We start from the raw sequence: 20,725 nt of genomic DNA on the forward strand, positions 1-20,725 counted from the left end.
CAGCCGACAGCCGACAGCCGACAGCCGACAGGCGCCGGACGTCTGAGGCCAGAGGCCGGACGCCGGAGTCCGGCACCGGCCGAGGACCCCGGACGCGCCCCGGCCGGGAGGGGCCGGAGGGGTGGGGGTCCGAAATGCTGACTTATATGTGTGGGCCGCCAGGCCCGTAAATATGAGATTTCGGACCCCCACCCCGGAGGCCCCGACCCCATGGCCCCCGGAAAAGACCTACGGCGCCCCGCCCCGCCCCGACGTAACTTTGATGCATGGAGCCGACAGGCACGGGGAACCGACCCCGAGCGGCATCCCGAGTGGCACGGCTGCTGCGCACCCCCGCAGCCAAGGTCGCCGTCCCACTGTTCGCGGTCGTCGCTCTGCTGATCATCGACGAGGCCGCCGGCCCCAAGATCGCGCTCGGCGACCTCCTGGTCGCCGCCCCCGCCCTGTCCGCCGTCTTCCTCGCCCCGCTCTCCGTCCTGATCGTGGCCGTCGTGACAGTGATCTGCGTGGTCCTGGCCGAACAGGAGAACCGGCAACTGCACAGCGCGAACTTCCCCATCGTGCTGGCCACGGTGGTCCTGGTGAGCGCCGCCTCGGTCGCCGCGTCGGCGATCCGCGACCGCCGGGAACACCAGCTCGCCCAGGCCCGCTGGGTCGCCGCGGTGACCCAGCGGGTGCTGCTCAAACCTCTGCCGGGCAGACTCGGCCGGCTCAGCGTGGCCTCGATGTACCTGGCCGCCGACGAGGAGTCGGCGATCGGCGGTGACCTCTACGCCGCCGTGCCGACCGACGACGGCGGGGCGCGCGTGCTGATCGGCGACGTCCAGGGCAAGGGGCTCGGCGCGATCGAAGTGGCCGGTTTCCTGCTCACCGCGTTCCGCCGGGCGGTCCGCCACAGAGTGCCGCTGCCCGACCTGCCCGGCTATCTCGACCGGCACCTGCGCGAGGACATGGCGGACCTGGCCGCGGCCGGCCAGCCCCGCTTCGACCCGGACGGCCCGGCGGCCCCGCGGGCGGGCCCCGGCGCGCTGGAAGGGTTCATCACCGCCGTGGTGGCGGACGTGTCGGGCGACGGCGACACGCTCACCGTGGTGAACTGCGGCCACCCGCCGCCGCTGCTGATCCGCGGCGACAAGGTGCTCACGCTCCATCCGGCGGTCCCCGCGCTCCCGCTGGGCCTGGGCGACCTCGGCCCCGCCGTTCAGCCCGTGGACTCCTACGACCTGGACCCGGGCGACATCCTGCTGCTCTACACCGACGGCGTGATCGAGACCCGCGACGTGGACGGCGCCTTCTACCCGCTGACCGAACGCCTCGCCGACCACCCGCCCACCGGCCCGGACGACCTGCTGCGCACCGTACGCGACGACCTGATCCGCCACGCCGCGGAATCCCGGCTCAGCGACGACGTGGCCATGGTGGCGGTCCAGCGACCGCCCTCCTGACCCGCCGGCGATCGCTCAGCCGCTTACGCCTGCTATGTCCACCAGCGGGCCAGCGGGCGTTCGCCCGGCAAGGGGGGCGCAGACGGGGTGAGAGCGGCCTTGTGGCCTTTTTCCGTCGACGGGCTGCTCCTGCTGGCGACGGCCGGGCTGCTCAAGCCGGGGCAGCGCCAGAGCCGACGGTCGCGCGTGGTGGTGTGGCGACAACAGAGGTGGTCGTCGACGCAGACAACTCGGCGACCATCGACAGCAGGACGACGTGCCGCTCGTCTCCCTGGAACGACGCAGGACTGCCCGCACGGATCCCGTGACGCGCGCGTACCGGTGCCGGAATCCGCTCGTTGATCAGCTGATCCAGAAGCTTGACCTGGCAGCTTGACCTGGCCGACGGGGCCCTGGAGGGTGATGACGCCTATGGTCTTGCCCTGGCAGGCGGATTCCTTCACCAGCTGGGTAGGCGCTCACCTCCGTACTGGCGAAGCGGGGGCGCGCACTGTTTGTCGTCCCCCCCCACAACGACGACGCGCGGTGCCAGCCACAGCAGGAACAGTGCGTCCATACCTGCCTGACTCGCCTCGTCGACGATCACCACATCGACGGTGTTTCGCTTGGGCTGCACCATCTCGGCGACCTGCGAGACGGGCATGACCCATGCGGGCACGGCTCGAACGAGTTGACGGCCGCAGCGGATGCGTCTGGTTGCCGCCGCGAAGGGTTACGGGCCGGTCTTCCCCCCGGTCGAGGGGGAGAGGCTCGCAAGGCGGGGCCCTTGCGGGTTGATCTCGCCCTTGACGGGGATGTCGTCAGTGGGCCTTTTCGTATGCTTCCCGTACGGTTGCCGACACCCGGCCGCGGTCGTTGACCTCGTACCCCTGTTCCTTGGCCCAGGCCCTGATCGCCGAGGAGTCGGCACCCTTCGGCGATGCGGTCGCCGGCCCGCGCGTGCGACGGACCGCACCGGTGGAAGTGCCGCGCACTCGCCGGGCACCCTGGGCGTGCAGGAACGGACTCAGCGCCTCCATGAGCCTGTCGTGGCTCTCGGGGGTGAGATCGATCTCCACTCCCGCGCCATTGACCAGAATCGTGTACGTGTCGATCTCTGTGGACTCTTCCCCGGTGAGGTCGTCGGTGTAAAGAGTCACTACCTTCTGCGCCATGCAGGGGACGATATGACCTCGGACCAGGTTCTGGGTAATCGAATGGGAGCCGCCGCGTACGCTCCCGACGGGTTCCCGAAGAACCCCGCACGTCCGACACCGCGTGAACGGGAAGCAAGGAGTTCCACGGCAACGAGGGGGAGCCGTACCACCCGGGTGTACGTCGCCACCGGCGTCCACCGCGACCGGTGGCGCACCTCATCGGTTCGGGCGAGGCGATCTGCGGCGGGGGACGCGTGCCTGTGTCGCGGGCTGCCACTGGGCGCGGCTGGTCCGTGGCGGGTCAAATCACCGCTGTTCACTTCTCGTTGACACCGTTGTCTCCGGTCTTTACCGTCGTCCCGCGTAGCGTTTGCAACGATGGAAGGAGCCGTCCTTGCGTGCTGGCCCCCGCACCGCAGCAGTTGTCGGAGCCCTCATGGTCTCCCTTCTCGGCATCGTCTCCGCCTCCTCGGCCGCCGCCACGGTGGTCCCGCGCACCCCCGCCGCCACGGTGGTCCCGCGCACCGCGACCGCGACTGCGCACACATTCCGCAACCCGCTCAACACGGGCCCGGATCCGTTCATGACGTACTGGAGGGGGTCGTACTACCTGACCACCACCCAGGGCGACGCCATCCGGATGTGGCGCTCACCTTCTCTGAGCACCCTGCTCACCGCCGACCCGGTGACTGTCTGGACGGATTCGGACGCCTCGCGCAACCGCCACATGTGGGCGCCGGAGTTCTACCGGTTCGGCGACCGCTGGTACATCTACTACACCGCCGATGACGGCACCGACGACCACCACAGGATCTACGTCGTGGAATCCGACCGCGACGACCCGACCGGCCCGTACCACTTCAAGGCCGAACTCGCCCCGCCCAACCATGCGTCGGACTACGCGATCGACCCCAGCATCCTCAAGCACGACGGTCGCCTCTATCTCGCCTACGCCGGCATCAACCAGTACCAGCACAACGGCATCAACATCGCTCCGTTGTCGAACCCGTACACGGTCTCGGGTGACTCCGCCGCCATCGACGCCGCCGGCGGCTGCCCCGAGGTCCGCGAGGCCCCCGAGTTCCTCAACCGCAACGGCCGGTCCTGGATGACGTATTCCACCTGCGACACCGGCAAGCCGGACTACCAGATCTGGATGATGTCCCTGCCAAACGGCGCCGACCCGCTGGTGCCCGGCAACTGGACCCAGCACTCCGGGCCGGTGTTCTCCCGCGCCGACGACAACGGGGTCTTCGGCCCCGGTCACCACGCCTTCTTCCGCTCGCCCGACGGCACCCAGGACTGGATCATCTACCACGCGAAGACCACATCCGTGTTCACCTACACCAACCGCACGACCCGCGCTCAGAAGATCACCTGGAACGCCGACGGCAGCCCCGACCTCGGCCGGCCGCTGGCCATGGGCGCGACTCAGGACCTGCCCTCCGGCGACCCCGGATCAGGCACCTACTGGATCAATGACGACGGCCGTGCCGGCGGTGACGGGACCCTCGCGTACACGGGCGCCTGGAATTCCGGGACCGGCTGCGCCACCCAGTGCTTCTGGGGCGACGACCACTGGAGCGACCAGGCAGGCAACACCGCCACCTACGGCTTCACCGGAACCCGGATCGCCCTGCTGTCCGTCCGCGACACCGGGAACGGCATCGCCGCCATGAGCGTCGACGGAGGCCCCGAGCAACGCGTCGACTTCTACGGCCCGATCCGCACCGGCGAGACCCTCCAGTACGTCAGCCCCCGGCTCGCCTACGGCCGCCACACCCTGCGGGTCCGCGTGACCGGCGAGCATTCCACCGGCTCCCAGGGGTCGTTCGTGAGTGTCGACCGGGCCGAGGTCTACACGAACTGATCGGCGTGGGCAGATCTTTTGAGGGTGTCCGGCGCGTGCGTGACCGCGGGGGCAATGGACCTGTACGAGGCGATGGTCGCCCTCCACCCCGGCCGGATCAACCGCGGCGTGCTGTGGAACTCCGCGAAGTCCGTGATGCCTTGATCGGATTCGACCGGACTTGCGCCGGGCCCCACCTGGAGCGAATGACGCCGGTCCGTGGGCGTTGCCGCCTGCCGTTCCATGGGAAAATGGCCCTGCGCCACCCGAGGACGGCGCCGCGAACGGAGGTGCACGGTGGGGGCGCAGGAATCGACGCAGCGCAGGGCGGACCCGCTGTCGCGACAGATCTACGACCGGCTGCGCGAGGGCATCATCCGCGGCCGGTACCCGCAGGGCAGTCGGCTGGCCGAGCAGCGGTTGGCCGAGGAACTCCAGGTGTCCCGGGTGCCGTTGCGCGAGGCGGTGCCGCTGCTGGAGGTCGACGGGTTCGTCCACACGTTGCCGCGCCGTGGCGCCGTGGTGTCCAGTTGGACTGTGCGGTCCGCCCACGATCTGTTCGACCTGCGGCTGTGCCTTGAGGTGGGCGCGGCGCGATTCGCCGCGCGCCAGATCGCCGGGGGCGCGTCACCGGACCCGCTGCGCGCGGCGCTGGAGCGCTCCCGGCAGGGGGTCACGATCAACGACCCTTACCTGATCGCCGCGAACAGCACCCTCTTCCACGAGGTGATCGTCGAACTCACCGGCAACGCGCTGATGCGGTCGCTGATGCGGTCGGTGTCCGGGCGGATGATGTGGCTGTTCTACCTGACTTCCGGCCTCGACCCGCTGGACGCGCTGGCCGGGCACGAAGAACTGCTGGAGGCCATCAGCTCCGGCAACGGACGGCTGGCCGAGTCCGTCGCGTACATGCACATTGAACGGGACCGGGCCGAGTCGATGGCCGTGCTGGCCAAGCACAGCGGCATTCAGGACACGGCCTGACCGGCTGGTGGTGCGACCTTCCGGCCGCACCACCACACCGCCACACCGGTGCGGACCACGCGACCGGCCGGATTACTTGGCGATCCCGAGCAGGCTGAAGTTCAGTTCGTTCGCGCCGAGGTTCTGCGACTGCGGCACGCCCGTCAGCCATTTCTGCGCCACGATCCAGTCCTTGTTGTACGACAGGTTCATGTAGCAGCCGCCTGCCGAGTACTGCTCGGCCGCCTTCACGTACAGGGCCGTGTCCCCGGTCTTCACCGCCTGGTTCAGTTCCGCGTCCACCTGCGGTACGTCGCACGCGAAGTAGTCGATGCCGCCGGAGGCGTCCCAGAAGACGTGGCCCCACATGTACGGGTCTCCGCCGTCCGGGCCGTTGTTGCCGTCGACGAACGCGTCCGGGCCCTTCGTCGGCTGCTGCGGCCAGGAGAACACCGTGGCGGTGTCGTAGCCCTGCGCGGTGGCCTTGATGCCGTCGGCCTGCATCTGGGCGACCAGGATCTCCGCGATGTTCTGCGCGTTCGGGTTGCCGTTGGCGTAGCCGATCGTCATCGTGGTGCCCGACGGCAGGTTCTTGGCGTAGCCGGCCATCACCGACGGGTCATAGGTGATGTCCTGCTTGTCGGCGTCGCCGGGGATCATGCCCTTGGCGTACAGCGTGGTCGCCACCGAGGAGCGCTTGCCCAACACCTGCGACACGAGCTTCTGCTGGTCCACCGAGCGCAGGAATGCCAGCCGCGCCTGCTTCGAGGCGAAGAAGCTCTTGCTCGGGTTCAGCGTCAGCAGCGAGGACTGGAGCGTCGGCAGGAAGTAGTTGCGCACGTTCGGGTCGGAAGCGAAGTGCGACAGGCTCGACGAGGGCAGCGCCGCGACGACCGCGGACACGTCACCGTTGTCCAGCGCCAGTTGCAACGGCGCCGCGCTGCTGTACACCGGCAGGTTCACGGTGGTGATGGGCGACTTCGGTCCCCAGTAGCCCTTGTACTGCGTGAGCACGTACTTCGTGCCGGACACCGCCGAGGTCAGCTCGTACGGTCCGGTGCCGACGTCGTGGGTGCTGAGGTACTTCTGGTCGTGGTCGCCGCCCGCGTACTTCGTGAGCGCCGTGGGCGACTCCATCTTCGGGCCGAACGGCGAGGCGAGGTAGCTCAGGAACGCCGAGTTCGGCTTGTCGAGGGTGATGACCGCGGTGTACGGGTCAGGTGTCTGCACGCTCTTGACGCCCGCGACCATGTAGGCCGCGCCGCCCTTGACGGCCACGCGCCGCTGGAACGACGGCTCGATCGCCGCCGAGGTGAACGGCGTGCCGTCGTGGAACGTCACGCCGTGGCGCAGGTGGAAGGTGTACACGCTGTTGTCCCGGCTGACCGTCCACGACGTCGCCAGGCGCGGCGCGATCTTCACCTGGTCGGTGTTGTTCTGGTATTGCACAAGGCCCTCGTACACGTTGATCATGATCGCGGTGCCGTTGTTGGCGTAGTAGATGTCGGGGTCCGGTGGCTGGCCGATGTCGCCCAGCAGGCCCATGGTGAGGACTCCGTCGGTGGGCGGCTTGCTGCCCGCGCCGGCGTCGCCGCTGCCACTGCCGGAACAGGCGGCGGCACCGAGGGCCATGGCCAGCACCATCGTGCCGATGCGCCACCTGCGTCTGATGCGGATGATGGACACGCTGATCTCCATTCAGTGCCCGGGGAATAGCGGTGAATCGGGAAATCGGGAGCGCCGGTCACACCGTGAGACGGGGGTCGGCGACCGCCTGCAAGACATCGACGACAGCGTTGACGACGATGTAGACGCCGCCGAGCAGCAGCGTCACCCCGGCGATCGCCGGGAAGTCGGACTGGGGAATGCTCTGCGCGAGGTAGTAGCCGATGCCCGGCCAGGTGAACACGTCCTCCACGATCACCACGCCGGCGAACATGAAGCCCAGTTGCAGGCCGGCCATGGACAGCGTGGCGTCGAGCGAGTTGCGTACGATGTGCCGCCACAGCACCGTGATCTCGCGGATGCCCTTGGACCGGGCGGTGCGTACGTAGTCCGACCGGTAGGCGCGTTCCAGGCCGGCGCGCAGGATGCGGCCGATGCTGATCGCCGGGGCGATGGCCAGCGCGAGGCCGGGCAGCACCAGGTGCCGCAGCCCCGCGACGAACCCGGTCAGGTCGGCGTGCAGCAGGCTGTCGACGAGCACGAACCCGGTGGGTGAACTCGTGTCCACGCCTCGCCCGGCCTCCGGCAGCCAGTGCAGGTGGCCGTAGAACAGCACTATGCCGCCGAGGCCGAGCAGGAAGGCCGGCGCGGTTCCGGCCAGCAGCAACAGGCCCCGGTAGACGCCCGTGCCTGGCCATCGCAGCGCGCCGGACAGCGCGAACAGCAGCGCCAGCAACAGGGCCAGCACGAAGGAGAACAGCACGAGTTCGGCTGTCGCGGGCAGGAACTGCCCCAGGTCGGTGGTGACCGGCCGGTGGGTGCGCAGCGAGATGCCCAGGTCACCGTGCAGCGCGTGCCACAGGTAGCGGCCGTACCGCTGCAGCCAGGGCTGGTCGAGGCCCAGCCGGTGGTGGGCCGCCGCCACGGCGGCGGGTGACGCGTTGCCCCCCACGTAGGCGCGGGCCGGGTCGCCCGGGGAGATCTGCTGGAGCACGAAGACGAGTGCGGACAGCACGGCCAGCAGGACGGCGGTGGCGCCGGTGCGCCAGAGGACGAATCGGTTCACCGGTCGCCTTCCAGGAGGTTGCGCAGCGCGTCCCCGCCCAGGTTGGCGATCAGGCTCAGCAGCATGACCGTCAACGCCGGGATGATCGGGATCCACCACTGTTCGAGCAGCAGGTAGAGGGTGTTCTGGACATCGGCACCCAGTTCGGGGGCCGGTGCCGACTGACCGAGGCCCAGGAACGACAGGCCGGCCAGCAGCACCACGACGTTGCCGATGTCCAGGCTCGCGGTGACGACCGCGGTCGGCACCACACCGGGCAGGATGTGTCTGCGGATCAGCCGCAGACGGCCGACCCCGGCCAGCCGGGCCGCCTCGACATGCGGTCTGCCGGCCAGGCCGCGCACTTCGGCGCGGATGATCCGTGCGTAGTACGGCCACCACACGACCGAGACGCCGATCAGGGTGTGGATGAGGCCGGGACCGAGGGCGGCGTTGACCGCGATGGCGACCAGCGCGCCGGGCAGCGCCAGGAACAGGTCGGTGAACCGCATCAGCAGTCCGTCGACCCAGCCGCCGAACGCTCCGGCCACCACACCGAGCAGGCCACCGGACAGCAGTCCGATCACCACGACGGCGAGCGCCGAGAACCAGCTCGCACGCAGGCCGATCAGGGTGCGGCTGAGCAGGTCCCGGCCGAGGTTGTCGGTGCCGAGCAGATGGTGCGGCGACAGCGGCGGGAGGTTGAGATCGCCGACGGGCTGGATCGGGTTGTCCGGGGCCAGTACCGAGGCGAACACCGCGACCAGCGTGGTGAGCACCAGGACGCCGACCAGTGCCCAGTTGACGATCCGGTCGGCGGGCAGGAACTTCTCGCCGGCCGACAGGGAGAAACGGCGGCGCGGCACGGTCATCCCGGTCATCGCGTCGCCTCCGGGCGGTCGGCCGGGCCGTCGATACGGGGCACGGCGTCGAGCAGGGCGCGTGTGCGCGGATCGGCCGGGGCGGTGACGATGTCCTGCGCGTCGCCCTCCTCCACGAGCCGCCCGTGCGCCATCACTGCGATGCGGTCGCCCATCAGCCGCGCCACCGCGAGGTCGTGCGTGACGAACACGACCGTCATCGCCAGTTCCCGCCGCATCTCGCGGATCAGGTTCAGCACACTTGCCGCCAGCGACGCGTCCAGTGCGCTGGTCGGCTCGTCGCACAGCAACACGGTCGGCGGCACGACGACGGCGCGGGCCAGCGCGACGCGCTGGCGCTGGCCGCCGGACAGTTCACCCGGCCGTACCGACAGCACCGAGGACGGCAGGCCCATGGCGGCCAGCACGGTGTCGACCCGCCCGGTGGCCGCGGCCGGGGGGACCTTCGCGATGCGCAGCCGTTCGCGCAGCAGGTCGCCGACGGTCAGCCACGGCGTGAGGGAGGATCCGGCGTCCTGGAAGACCATCTGCGCCGTACCGCGCAGCACGGCGGAGCCGCCGGTCGGTCTGGTCAGCCCGGCGATCACCCGCAGCAGCGTGGACTTGCCCGATCCGCTCTCGCCCACGACGGACAGTGCCTCGCCGGCGCGGACGTCCAGATCCACGCCCTGCAGCGCGTGCACCGTGTGCCGCGGCCCGAACCCGGACCGGGTGTGGAACTGACAGGTCAACCCGCGCACTTCGATGGCGACGCCCGGGGGGTCGGCGGCCCTTGCGCCGAGCGGCTCGGCGTGCGCGGCCAGCCCCCCGGCGGGTACGACGGCGTCGTGCACGTCGCTCACGGCCCCGCTGTCGCGCCAGCAGGCCCGCTGCCCGCCGGTGTCCTCGACCTGCTCCAGCGGTGGCTGCTGCGTCGCGCAGCGGTCCACGGCCAGTGGGCAACGGGTGTGGTAGGCGCAGCCTCGCAGGCGTTCGGTGACCGGGACACTGTCGTCGGGCAGGGTGGGCAGTGCGACTCCGCGCGGGGTGGACAGCGACAGGCGTGAGCCGAGCAGACCCGCGGTGTAGGGGTGGGTCGGGTGGCGCAGCAGGTGCGCCGACCGACCGATCTCGGCGACGCGGCCCTGGTACAGCACGGCGATCCGGTCGGTGATCTGGGCGGCCACTGCCAGGTCGTGGGTGATGAACAGGACGCTGCATCCGAACTCGTCGCGCAGGTCGGCCAGCAGCGTCAGCAACTGCGCCTGCACGGTGACGTCCAGCGCAGTGGTCGGCTCGTCGGCCACGATCAGGCGCGGCCTGCCGGCCAGCGCGATCGCCGCCATCACACGCTGGCGCAGGCCGCCGGACAGTTCGTGGGGGAACGACCGCATCCGCTTGGCGGGCTCGGGTACCCGGACGGCACCCAGCAGGGTGATGGCCTCGCCCTTGTCGCCGGTGACCTCGGTGATCTGCCGGCCGACGCGGATCGTCGGATTCAGCGACGTCATCGGGTCCTGGAAAATCACGCCGAGCCGGGTGCGGCGCACGGCACGCAGTTGCGCGGCCGACCCGTGCAGCATGTCGGTGCCCGCAGTATGCACGGTGCCGGTGATCCTGGGCCGTGCGGAACGCGGCACCAGGCCGAGCATGGTCATCGCCAGGACGCTCTTGCCCGAACCGGACTCCCCGACGAGGCCGAGAATCTCGCCGGGCGCGATGTCCAGATCGATGCCGCGCAGCACCGGTGACCGCACGCCCTGGCGGCGCAGCGAGACGGTCAGTCCCCGCACCGACGCCACAGGGGCGGCGGCCGTGGCCAGGGCGTCGGTCGTGGGCCCGGTCGCCGTCGCCGGCGCGGTGTCGGGCGTCGGCATGTCATGGGCGGACATGGCTGGCCTCCTGATCCTCGGTGGTGCCGCCGGCGGCGGGCGCGGCCGGTGCGGCAGGCACGGCCGACGCGAACGCGCGGTGGATGTGCCTCGGCTGGGTGAACCACACGCCGTCGGCGTGCGCGGCCAGGTGGCTCAGCGCCCTGCTGAGTTGCCGCAGCCGGAACGGCGCGCCGGAGATGTACGAGTGCACCACGATGCTCATCACCAGCGGCCGGTCCTCGGCTGCGGCCCGCAGTTCGTCGAACTCGTCCACGATCATGTCGGCGAACTCGGTGGCCGACGCCTGACGGCCGACGATGGTGCTGCTGTCGTTGAGCTCCAGTGCGTAGGGAATGGCGAGCACCGGTCCGCCTGCCGAGGCCAGCCACACCGGCTGGTCGTCCGGGCGCAGATCGAGCAGGTACCGGTAGCCGGTCTCGGCGAGCAGGTCGACCGTTCGCGGCGTGTGCGCCAGCCACGGACTGGACCAGCCGCCGGGCGCCGTGCCCTCCTCGGCCCTGACCCGCGCCGCCACCGCCCGCAGGTACTCGCGTTCGGCGGCCTCGGTCATGTCGGCCAGCGAGTCGGAGTTGGTGATGCCGTGCCCGATGATCTCGGCGCCTGCGGCACGGGCCGCGTCGGTGACGGCGGGGGCGGTGTCGTAGACCATCGTGTTGAGCAGCACCGTCGGCGGCAGCCCCAGGCCGGTGAGCCGGTCCAGCAGCCGGAACACCCCGACCCGGTTGCCGTAGTCGCGCCAGGACCGGTTGACCAGGTCCGGATGCGGCACCCCGGGCAGCAGGTCCTCGACGTGGCCGTCGCCGAAGCGGTACTCCTCGACGCCGACGGCGATGTAGACGGCCAGTCGGCGCCGGTTGGGCCAGCAGCCGCGCGGCCGCTGGCCGATCGACGCGTACGCGTAGCGGTCGCCGGTCACGCGCTGCCCCCTGCCCACCGGTTCATGCCCACGTCACGTTGAGCGGCACGGCGCACCATCTCCTGGTACGCCGGCCGGAACCGGTCGGCCGCGGTGTGCGCCGCGCGCAACGCCGGGCGCCGAGCGGCGAACAGTTCGCGGGCCTCGGCCAGGAGTGCGGTCTCGTCCACCGTGGTCACCCGGCCGCCCTCGGCCACGACCCGCCCGTCGACCATCGTCAGCGTCACGCTGTCGCCGGACTCGCAGTACACAAGCTGTCCCCGGACGTCGTTGAGCGGCGTGAACGCCGTGGCGTGCAGGTCGATCAGCACCAGGTCCGCCAGCCGGCCCACGGCGACCGCCCCCAGCTCCTGGGCCTGGCCCATGGCCCGGGCGCCACCGGCCCACAGGCAGTCGAGCACCTCGGCTGCCGACGGCCACAGGTCGCTGTCCAGGCCGGTGACGTTGTGCACCAGTCCGGTCGCGCGCACGACGCTCCACATGTCGACGGCGTCGTTGCAGATGGCCTCGTCCACACCGAGACCGATCGGGATGCCACGGCGGCGGATCTCCCGGAAGGGCATGATCCCGCTGCCCAGTCGCAGGTTGCTGACCGGGTTGTGTGCGACGGTCGCGCCGGCCTCGGCGATCAGATCCAGGTCGGCGCTGTCGACCCACACCGCGTGGATGACGTTGGTGCGTTCCCGCAGCAGGCCCAGGTCGGCGGTGTAGCGGACCAGGGACCGGCCCGCGAACCGCGGCTGCTCGCCCGCCAGGACACGCTGCACCTTGGTCTCCAGCATGTGCACGAACATCGGCACGTCGTGCCGCTCACCCAGATCGGCCAGCGCCGCGAAGTACTCGACGCCGACCCGCTGCGGCGCGGACACCGAGACAGCGCCGCGCAGTCGGCCGCCCGCCGCGCCGTGCCAGGTGGAGAACAGGTGGGCGTAGCGGTCCAGCAGGTCGGCCCGGTCCATCGGCGCCGGCCCGTGAATCACCTCGGCCAGTTCCGGACCGGCGATCTCGGCCAGGAACGGCAGCTTCTCCGCCTCCGGGATCTCCGGCTGGTCCAGGGCGACCGTCGCGCGGATGCCGGCGTCGGCGTAGGCGGACATGATCGCGTCGATCACGTCGGGTTCGGGGGTGGGCATGACGAACGCGTCGTCCTGCACCGAGGTGGTGCCGCCGCGCAGCATCTCCAGGGCCGCCAGCATCGTCCGCAGGTACGCCTCGCGCGGTGAGGGCCGCAGTGCCTCGTCGGCCGGCGACTCGTACAGCATGAACACCTCGAGCGGTCGGCTGGGCAGCATCCCCTTCAGGTGGTTGGCGGGTGAGTGGAAGTGCGCGTTGATCAGTCCTGGCGCCAGCATGTGGTGACCGTGCCCGGGGACGATCCGGGTGCCCTCGGGCGCGGTGCCGTCGAGGGCGGGGCCGACAGCGGCGATCCGTTGCCCGGTGACCAGCACGTCGGTGGGGCCGATGACCGCGGCGGGCGCGGTGGCGTCGTACACCAGCACGTCGGTGAACAGCACGGACGGAGGGTTTTCAGCGGACAGTTCGGGGTGGGTCATGCGCTCGGCTCCCGGCGGTCGGGCGCGGCGTAGGTGCCTGCGCGCGAGGTGGTGACGCCCTGTGCCAGCAGGCCGTCGACCATGGCCACGGCTGCGGCGACGCCCTCGATGACGGGCACGCCCAACCGCTCCCGCAGCGGCCCGACGAGGTCGGCCAGCCCGGCGCAGCCCAGCACGAGCGCCTCGGCGGCGTCCTGGGCGATCGCCAGGCTCGCCTCGGCGGCGACGGCGTCGAGTTCGTGCAGTGCGCCCTCGGCGATGTCGGCAACCGGCACGTCGATCGCCCGCACGGTGCACCGGTGGGACAGTCCCGTGTCGCGCAGCACGCGGTCGGACATCTCCCGTGTGCGGCGCGGCAGCGTGACGATCGTGAACCGGGCGGCGACCAGCGCAGCCGTGAACAGGGCCGCCTCGGTCATGCCGACGACAGGGCCACGCGCCAGTTCTCTGGCGGCCTGCACGCCGGTGTCGCCGAAGCAGGCGATCACGTAGCCGTCCACACCGGACTGCTCACCGACGCGGACCTGTTCGAGCACGCCGACTGCGCCCCACACCTCGTCGACATGGCTTTCCACCGAAGCGGTGCCTACGGTGGGGGTGCCCCCGACCAGCGTCGTACCCGGCGTCGCGGCTGTTCGTGCCGCGGCTACGACGGCGTCGGTCATGGTGCGGGTGGTGTTCGGGTTGACCACCATGATCGTGCGGCTCATGTCCGTACCCCCGCGGCGACCGCGTCCAGCAGCGGGGTGACACCGGGGCCGCGTACGGCGAGGGCCGCGATCCGGACGGCGGCACGAGCCGCGGCGACCGCGTCCCCGGTCGCCAGGTGCACGGCGGCGAACGCGCCGCAGAAAGTGTCCCCGGCACCGGTCGGGTCGACCGGCTCGGCGACCTCGGCGGGCACCTGGGTGACGACGCCTTCCTCGACCACGACACAGCCCCGCTCGGCCAGTTTCACCACAACCACCCGAGCGCCCATCGCGGCGAAGTGCCGTGCCGCGGCGACCGGGTCGTCCACGCCCGCCAGGTGGGTGGCCTCCGACTCGCTGGGCAGGAACACGTCGCAGCAGCCGACGAGGTCGAGCAGTTCGGCCTCGTGGCCCGCGAGGTAGTCCTCCTGCAGGTCCAGGTAGACGTCCGCGGTGCTGTTGCGCCGCAGCCACGGGGTGAGCGTCAGCTGTGCGCGCAGGCTCATCGCCAGCACCAGCAGGCCACGCGAGGCCAGTACGGCGGGTGGCACATCGGCGGGATACACCGACATACGGTCGAAGTGGTCGTCGCCGAGCACCAGGCTCCACGACCGGCTGCCGTCGGCGGCGTAGCGGACCACGTTGCGCACGGTCGGCAGTTCGCGCCGTGGCTGGTCGAGGGACAGGCCCGCCGTCTCCAGCCGGGAGGCGAGCGCGCCGGGCAGGTCGGTCCCGAGCGGCGCCAGCCAACCGGCCCGGCAGCCGGCCAGGCGTGCCGCGAGTGCCGCGAACACCGCGTCACCGCCGAGCGCCTGCGTGCGCGTTCCGTCCGGCTGCACCGACTCGTCGACGGTGAGGTTGCCGATGCAGACCAGTCCGGGCGTCGTCTCAGTCACGGCCGGTCCCGTCGGCGGGCTCGGCGGACCGGGCGGACTCGGGGGACTCGGCGGAGGCGAACTTCTGGGCGGCGAGGTGGTAGCCGACCAACTGCGCGGGCAGGAAGTACATCAGCGGGCTGAGCGCCTCGGTGACCGCCGGCAGGTGCAGTACGTCGCGCGAGATGCCGTCGTAGGCGCTCTCGCCGTCGGTGGTCACGGCGTAGACGTGGCCGCCCAGGCGATGGGCCTCGTGGACGGTGTCCACCCCGCGTGCCGTTGCCCGGCCGGACGGCACGAGCAGCCACAGCGGCTCGCCCGCCTTCTGGGAGTTGTAGTGGTGGAACTCCTCCAGTTGCACGGCGACCGCGTGGTCGGGGGTGCACTCCTTGACCTTGGCGGCGCCCACGACGGCCGACGCGTGGTTGGGGCCGGCCCCGGCGAACAGGAACATCCGGCCGGCCCGTTCGGCCGCCGCCTGCTCGGCGATCACCGCGTCGGCCCGCTCAAGTGTGTCGGCCATCAGTTCGGGCACGGTCTCCAGTTCGGCCAGCAGCGCGGCGGCCGTCGGCACCCCGCGGGCGACGCCGACCAGCCCGGCCAGCCGCAGCAGCAGCGCCAGCGGCGCGGTGGAGGACTGGGTCGGCCAACCCACCCGGGTTGCGTCCACCAGCAGGGTCGTGGTCGACTCGGCGGCCAGTGTCGAGTGCGGCTTGTTGGTCAGGGCCAGCGTCATCGCCCCGGCGGCCTGCGCGACGAGCAGGGCCTGCACGGTGCGGGTCGTCTCGCCCGAACTGGACAGTGCGACGACCAGCGAGCGCGGCGTGACGTCGTGGGCGTAGTAGAAGGCCAGTTCCAGGCTCTGCATCGGTTCGCAGGGCACGCCGAGCATCGACTCGAGGGCCAGCCTGGCGGCGGTCATGACGGCCAGCGAGTCACCGGCCCCCACCAGCAGCACCCGGTCCGGGTCGTGCCTGCGGATCCGCGCGGCGGTCTCGGCCAGCGCGGCCTCGTTGGCGGCCCAATTGCGCCGCACGACATCGGGCTGCGCGAGCAGTTCCGGCCGTGTCGCCTCGGTCCGGAACCGGCGGTTCGGATCGAGCGGGTCATCGCTGGGCAGTGCGCCGGCCGCGACGCGCTCGGCCGCGTCCAGCCGGGCGACGACGGCGCGAGCACGCTCGTCGCACACGGTCTGGCCTGTCACCTTGGGAGTCATAGCCGCGAACGGTATACAGCTTGCGTTTCATGCGTGTGACGACTCGTTGTTTTCCCATGACTTGCTGGACTCCCGCCGTAAACGGTATTCAATTTGTCGCGGTGTGCTGCGCCACCGCCGCTCGCCGATGTCATGCGGCGGTGGGGCGGAGGCGGCACCGGAGCAGGGGGAACACCGCGGCCGCACCCAAGCGCTCACATCCGTGCGCGCCGCCCCCCCACCACCAGACGCAGAAATGTCGTGCACCGCTCTTGTGACGCGGTGAGGCGGCCCGCTAGCCTCACCGATCACTTCGTCGAAACGAATCGACGAAACGAATCGACAACTCGTTGCGATCGAAAAGAGAGCAGGCGGGGCGCGATGGTGACGATGAAGGACGTGGCGTCCCGGGCGGGCGTGGCGCAGAGCACCGTGTCGTACGTGCTCACCGGCTCCCGCCGGATCTCGGAGCGCACCCGGCTCGCGGTCGAGGAGGCCATCGCCGAGCTCGGCTACCACCCGAGTGTGAGCGCTCGCACGCTGCGCAGCGCCCGCACCCAGGTGCTGGCCCTCGCCCTCCCGCGCGGCGGCGACGGCTACCGCCCGACCGACGGCCGTTTCGCCATCGAGGTCTGCGACGCCGCCCGGGCCCACGGCTACGACGTGCTGATGCTGACCGAACGGGAGGGCGTGCCGGGACTGCGCCGGATGGCCGGCGGCGGTCAGGCCGACGGTGCGATCCTGATGGCGGTCGCCGTGGACGACCCGCGGGTCGCCGTACTGCGCGAGCTCGGCCTGCCCTTCGCCCTGCTGGGCACCGAACGCGCCCCCGGCGGGCGCGGCGCGGACGGCGCCGAGGACTTCTCCGGTGCCGCGCCCTTCGCCGACCTGGACTGGGCCGCGGCCGTCGAACTGGCGCTCACCGCCGCGGCCGGGGCCGGGCACACCGGGCTCGCCTACCTGCCCTGCGCCGCCGAGGAGGTCGCCGGCCGCAAGGGCTATGCCGTCCGGGGCCTGGCCGGAGCCGGCGCCGCCGCCGAACGGCTGGCCGGGAGCACCCGGGTCCGCCTCCTGGAACCCCCGGCTCCCGACGCGCTGTACGAGGAACTGCTCGCGCTGCTGGGCGATCCGCGGCGGCCGACCGCCCTCGCCGTACAGCACGTCGTCGGTGTGCCGACCGTGCTGGCCGCCGCAGAGGCGTGCGGGCTGCGCGTCCCCGAGGACCTGTGCGTCCTGCCGATCGGCATGCTGCCGGGCGACACGGCCGGGCGCCCGCTGCCCCGTATCGAACTGCCCGTCACCGAGATGACCACCGCTGTCACCGAGCTTGTCGTCGCCGCCATCGCGGCGCATGGCGCGGGAGAGGACCCGGGCGCCGTCGGCCACCGGCTGATCCGCCCGGCACTCCTCGACGCCCAACTGCTGCACGCCGGATGACGCGGACGGACCCCGCGTCCACCGCCACCGACCCGGCACCCCGCGCCCCGTTCAGAGCCGCAACCGATCGGAGCCCCCACCCATGCCCAACCCGAGGCACACTCCGAGGCCCACCCCGGGCAGACGCCGGGCCGCGCTCCTCGCCGTCGCGTCGACCCTCACCCTGTGCGCGGTCGCGCTGACCGGCTGCGCCGCCTCCCCGGACCCGCACACGCTCACCGTGCTCAACTCCGCGACCGACACCGCCGAGCACGCGCAGAACCAGAAGTTCTTCGACCGCTGCGGCGCCGAATACGGCCTGAAGGTGCGCCAGACCAGCGTCCCGGCGACCCAGGTCGTCTCCAAGGCGCTGCGGATGGCGTCCTCGCACTCGCTCACCGACATCCTGGAGCTGGACGGCTCCGACCTGCCCGCCTTCGCCGCCACCAGCGGGCTGGAGCCGCTGAAGCCGCTCGGCGTGGACACCGCCGGGCTCTCCCGGGGCGCCCTGTCCATGGGCAGCTTCCAGGGCACGTTCTATGGCATCGCCCGCTCGGTCAACTCGCTCGCGCTGGTCTACAACACCGACCTGCTGGCCAGGGCCCGCGTCCCGGTGCCGCGGACCTGGGACGAGCTGTTATCGGCCGCCAAGCGTCTGACCAGCGGCAAGACCTACGGCATGGCCTTCAGCGCCACACCGGACGCGGACGGCGTCTACCAGTTCCTGCCCTTCTTCTGGTCCAGCGGCGGCGACGAGGCGCACCTGAACGACCTCAAAGGCGCCGCCGCGCTGAACCTCTGGAAGACGCTGATCTCCGACGGCTCCGCCTCCAGCGCCGCCGTGACCTGGACCCAGCAGGACGTCAACGACCAGTTCCTGGCCGGCCGGGCGGCGATGATGGTCAACGGTCCCTGGCAGGTGCCGGCGCTGGACGCGCAGACGAAGATCCACTGGGCCGTGGCCACCATCCCCGCCCCCACCGCGGGCGGCAGCACCCAGCCGCCGATCGGCGGCACCGTGATGACCATCCCCAGGACCGGCCACCGGGACCGGCAGGCGCTCGCGGCGAAGGTCATCGACTGCCTCAACACCGAGCGGAACCAGGTCGCCTGGGGCGAGGCGGTCAACAACATCCCCACCCGGACCGCGGCCGCCGCAGAATACCGCAAGGACAACCCGAAGCTGGCCGGATTCGCCGACGCCGTCGCCACCGCCCGCTCCCGTACCGCGCTGGTCGGCGCCGGCTGGCCCGGCGTGCAGACCGCGCTCGCCCAGGCATTCCAGTCCGTGCTCACCGGATCCGCCGCGCCCGAGCGGGCCCTGCGGCGGGCCCAGGCATCCGTCGACGCCGCGAGCAAGTAAGGAGCCGGCCCCCCATGACCACCAGCGCCCCGACCTCCACCGCGCTCGTCCCGCCGCGCCCGGCCGTGCGCCGCCGCCCGACCGCGGCCTGGCTGCGCTGGGGCTTTGTCGCCCCGGCCGTCGTCTACATGGCCGCGTTCTTCGGCTACCCCCTGGTGCGCAACGTGCTGATGAGCTTCCAGCACTACACGCCGAAGACCTTCTTCACCGGCTCCGCGCCCTTCAGCGGACTGGGCAACTGGCGGGCCGTTCTCGACAACCCGCTGCTGGGCCAAGCGCTCTGGCACACCCTGGTCTTCACCGTGGGCTCGCTCGCCGGGCAGTTCTGCATCGGGCTGGCGCTCGCGGTGTTCTTCAATGGCCGCTTCCGGCTGGCCGGGTTCGCCCGCGCCGTGCTGCTGCTGCCCTGGCTGGTGCCGATGGTGGTGTCCTCGGTCGTCTGGCGCAAGCTGCTCGACCAGGACACCGGCGTCGTCAACACCGCGCTGCAGGACGTGCACCTGGCGCACTCCCCGGTGCACTGGCTGAGCAGCCCGAGCCTGGCGCTGCTCTCCGCGATCCTGGTGAACATCTGGATCGGCATCCCGTTCAACATGGTCATCCTCTACGGCGGGCTCCAGGAGATCCCGCGGGAGGTGTACGAGGCGGCGGCGCTGGACGGCGCCGGGCCCTGGCAGACCTTCCGCCGGGTCACCCTGCCGATGCTGCGCCCGGTGATCACCGTGGTGCTGGTGCTCGGCTTCATGTCCACCATCAAGATCCTCGACCTGATCCTGGCGCTCACCGGCGGCGGGCCCGCCGACTCCACCCAGACCCTGGGCACGCTGACCTACCAACTCTCCTTCCAGTCCCTGGACTTCGGGCAGGGCGCCGTGGTCGGCACCCTCCTGGTCGCGATCAGCGCCGTCTTCGCCGTCTTCTACCTTCGCGCCAACCGGGCCGAGTTCGCAGGGGAGCAGTGAGGCCATGTCCGCCACACCCGTCAACCGCACTCCGCGCGGCAGGACCCCGTACCGCGGCGCCACGAGCGGCAGCGGCGCCCGGCGCGCCGTGCGGACCGCCGCCGCCGTTCTCGTCCTGGCTGTGCTGCTCTTCCCGCTCTACTGGATGATCGATATCGCCCTGCAGCCCGGTACCGGCCTCGCCGCGACCGACTGGTTCCCCGTCCACGCCGACTGGGGCAACTTCCGCCGGGTGCTCGACAGTCAGGGAAGTTCCCTGCTCACCAGCCTGCTGGTCGCCCTGGGCGCGGTAGCGGTGTGCCTGGCGCTGGCCGCGCCCGCGGCGTACGGGCTGGCGCGCTTCCGGCTGCCCGGCACCCGCACCATCGTCTTCGGCACCCTGATCACCCAGATGGTGCCGGGCATGGTCATCGCCAACGCGGTCTACAGCAGCTATGTGGACCTGCACCTGGTCAACACCTACCTGGGGCTGATCCTGGCCGACGCCTCGCTCGGCCTGCCCTTCTCCGTCGTCCTGCTGCGCTCCTTCATGGCCGCCCTCCCGCACGAGGTGATCGAGGCGGCCTGGGTCGACGGCGCCAACCGCTTCACCGCGTTCCTGCGGATCGTGCTGCCGATGAGCCGCAACGCGCTGATCACCTGCGGCCTGTTCACCTTCCTCTTCGCCTGGTCCGACTTCCTGTTCGCGCTGACCCTCAACACCACCGACGACGTCAAGCCGATCACCCTCAGCATGTACGAGTACATGGGCGCGCACGTCGACGACTGGGGCGCGGTGATGGCCACCGCCGTACTGGCCGCCGTACCCGCCGCGGTGCTGCTGGTCGTGGCACAGAAGTACGTGGCGGCCGGCGTCTCCGGCGGCGCCCTCAAGTGAACCCGCCGGCCCCCACCTCAT

Annotated in this window: 18 protein-coding genes; 7 read left to right on the plus strand and 11 right to left on the minus strand. The window is 71.2% G+C overall.

Translation table 11 applies throughout. The features are described 5' to 3' along the window. Window positions 1-311 precede the first annotated feature (311 nt). Window positions 312-1,445, plus strand: coding sequence for a PP2C family protein-serine/threonine phosphatase (locus tag ITX44_RS05575; protein ID WP_205355911.1), 1,134 nt, complete (start codon window positions 312-314; stop codon window positions 1,443-1,445). Between the two features lie 439 nt (window positions 1,446-1,884). Here the strand turns inward: ITX44_RS05575 and ITX44_RS05580 are convergent, their stop codons facing one another. Both ITX44_RS05580 and ITX44_RS05585 read right to left on the minus strand, forming a co-directional pair. After that, entirely contained in the window at window positions 1,885-2,103 is a 219-nt protein-coding gene (locus ITX44_RS05580) for a DEAD/DEAH box helicase family protein (protein ID WP_236060137.1), read from the minus strand. A gap of 142 nt (window positions 2,104-2,245) precedes the next feature. Continuing rightward, window positions 2,246-2,599, minus strand: coding sequence for a histone-like nucleoid-structuring protein Lsr2 (locus tag ITX44_RS05585; protein ID WP_205355912.1), 354 nt, complete (start codon window positions 2,597-2,599; stop codon window positions 2,246-2,248). A gap of 418 nt (window positions 2,600-3,017) precedes the next feature. On the opposite strand from ITX44_RS05585, the gene ITX44_RS05590 reads away from it, so the two are divergent. Together ITX44_RS05590 and ITX44_RS05595 are read left to right on the plus strand one after the other, a co-directional pair. Further along, the gene (locus ITX44_RS05590; RefSeq protein ID WP_205355913.1) at window positions 3,018-4,451 is read left to right on the plus strand and encodes a glycoside hydrolase family 43 protein; all 1,434 of its coding nucleotides are present in this window, start codon (window positions 3,018-3,020) and stop codon (window positions 4,449-4,451) included. Between the two features lie 276 nt (window positions 4,452-4,727). After that, window positions 4,728-5,414 (plus strand): GntR family transcriptional regulator, encoded by a 687-nt coding sequence (locus ITX44_RS05595; RefSeq protein WP_205355914.1) that lies wholly within the window; start codon window positions 4,728-4,730, stop codon window positions 5,412-5,414. A 72-nt stretch (window positions 5,415-5,486) separates the two neighbouring features. Here ITX44_RS05595 and ITX44_RS05600 read toward each other — a convergent pair whose 3' ends face one another. The 9 genes from ITX44_RS05600 to ITX44_RS05640 are packed head-to-tail and all read right to left on the minus strand — an operon-like array spanning window position 5,487 to window position 16,107. Then, entirely contained in the window at window positions 5,487-7,079 is a 1,593-nt protein-coding gene (locus ITX44_RS05600; RefSeq protein ID WP_205355915.1) for an ABC transporter substrate-binding protein, read from the minus strand. Between the two features lie 58 nt (window positions 7,080-7,137). After that, window positions 7,138-8,124: an ABC transporter permease gene (locus tag ITX44_RS05605; RefSeq protein WP_205355916.1), complete on the minus strand. Its 987-nt coding sequence runs from the start codon at window positions 8,122-8,124 to the stop codon at window positions 7,138-7,140. Next, window positions 8,121-8,984: an ABC transporter permease gene (locus ITX44_RS05610; protein ID WP_205355917.1), complete on the minus strand. Its 864-nt coding sequence runs from the start codon at window positions 8,982-8,984 to the stop codon at window positions 8,121-8,123. Before ITX44_RS05610 ends, ITX44_RS05605 begins: the two co-directional genes overlap by 4 nt. Continuing rightward, the gene (locus ITX44_RS05615; RefSeq protein ID WP_205355918.1) at window positions 8,981-10,855 is read right to left on the minus strand and encodes an oligopeptide/dipeptide ABC transporter ATP-binding protein; all 1,875 of its coding nucleotides are present in this window, start codon (window positions 10,853-10,855) and stop codon (window positions 8,981-8,983) included. The genes ITX44_RS05610 and ITX44_RS05615 overlap by 4 nt, the downstream gene beginning before the upstream one ends. Then, a complete protein-coding gene (locus ITX44_RS05620) occupies window positions 10,842-11,774 on the minus strand; it encodes a polysaccharide deacetylase family protein (protein WP_205355919.1) in 933 nt (310 codons plus the stop codon). Before ITX44_RS05620 ends, ITX44_RS05615 begins: the two co-directional genes overlap by 14 nt. Then, window positions 11,771-13,327 (minus strand): amidohydrolase family protein, encoded by a 1,557-nt coding sequence (locus tag ITX44_RS05625; RefSeq protein WP_205355920.1) that lies wholly within the window; start codon window positions 13,325-13,327, stop codon window positions 11,771-11,773. The genes ITX44_RS05620 and ITX44_RS05625 overlap by 4 nt, the downstream gene beginning before the upstream one ends. Continuing rightward, complete coding sequence (locus ITX44_RS05630) at window positions 13,324-14,037, minus strand: aspartate/glutamate racemase family protein (RefSeq protein ID WP_205355921.1); 714 nt, start codon at window positions 14,035-14,037, stop codon at window positions 13,324-13,326. The genes ITX44_RS05625 and ITX44_RS05630 overlap by 4 nt, the downstream gene beginning before the upstream one ends. Beyond that, window positions 14,034-14,912, minus strand: a complete 879-nt coding sequence (locus ITX44_RS05635; RefSeq protein ID WP_205355922.1) for a carbohydrate kinase family protein — start codon at window positions 14,910-14,912, stop codon at window positions 14,034-14,036. Before ITX44_RS05635 ends, ITX44_RS05630 begins: the two co-directional genes overlap by 4 nt. Then, window positions 14,905-16,107 carry an SIS domain-containing protein gene (locus tag ITX44_RS05640; protein WP_205355923.1) on the minus strand — a complete coding sequence of 401 codons (1,203 nt, stop codon included), beginning with the start codon at window positions 16,105-16,107 and terminating at the stop codon, window positions 14,905-14,907. The genes ITX44_RS05635 and ITX44_RS05640 overlap by 8 nt, the downstream gene beginning before the upstream one ends. 360 nt (window positions 16,108-16,467) lie before the next feature. On the opposite strand from ITX44_RS05640, the gene ITX44_RS05645 reads away from it, so the two are divergent. The 4 genes from ITX44_RS05645 to ITX44_RS05660 all read left to right on the plus strand — a co-directional run bounded on the left by ITX44_RS05645 (window position 16,468) and on the right by ITX44_RS05660 (window position 20,704). Then, complete coding sequence (locus ITX44_RS05645) at window positions 16,468-17,523, plus strand: LacI family DNA-binding transcriptional regulator (RefSeq protein ID WP_205355924.1); 1,056 nt, start codon at window positions 16,468-16,470, stop codon at window positions 17,521-17,523. Between the two features lie 82 nt (window positions 17,524-17,605). After that, entirely contained in the window at window positions 17,606-18,865 is a 1,260-nt protein-coding gene (locus tag ITX44_RS05650; protein WP_205355925.1) for a sugar ABC transporter substrate-binding protein, read from the plus strand. Window positions 18,866-18,879: 14 nt separating this feature from the next. Continuing rightward, a complete protein-coding gene (locus ITX44_RS05655; RefSeq protein ID WP_205355926.1) occupies window positions 18,880-19,827 on the plus strand; it encodes a carbohydrate ABC transporter permease in 948 nt (315 codons plus the stop codon). 4 nt (window positions 19,828-19,831) lie between these two features. Beyond that, window positions 19,832-20,704, plus strand: coding sequence for a carbohydrate ABC transporter permease (locus tag ITX44_RS05660; protein WP_205355927.1), 873 nt, complete (start codon window positions 19,832-19,834; stop codon window positions 20,702-20,704). The last annotated feature ends 21 nt before the right edge of the window (window positions 20,705-20,725 follow it).

Source organism: Actinacidiphila acididurans, assembly GCF_016918855.1.
Classification (GTDB): Bacteria; Actinomycetota; Actinomycetes; order Streptomycetales; family Streptomycetaceae; genus Actinacidiphila; species Actinacidiphila acididurans.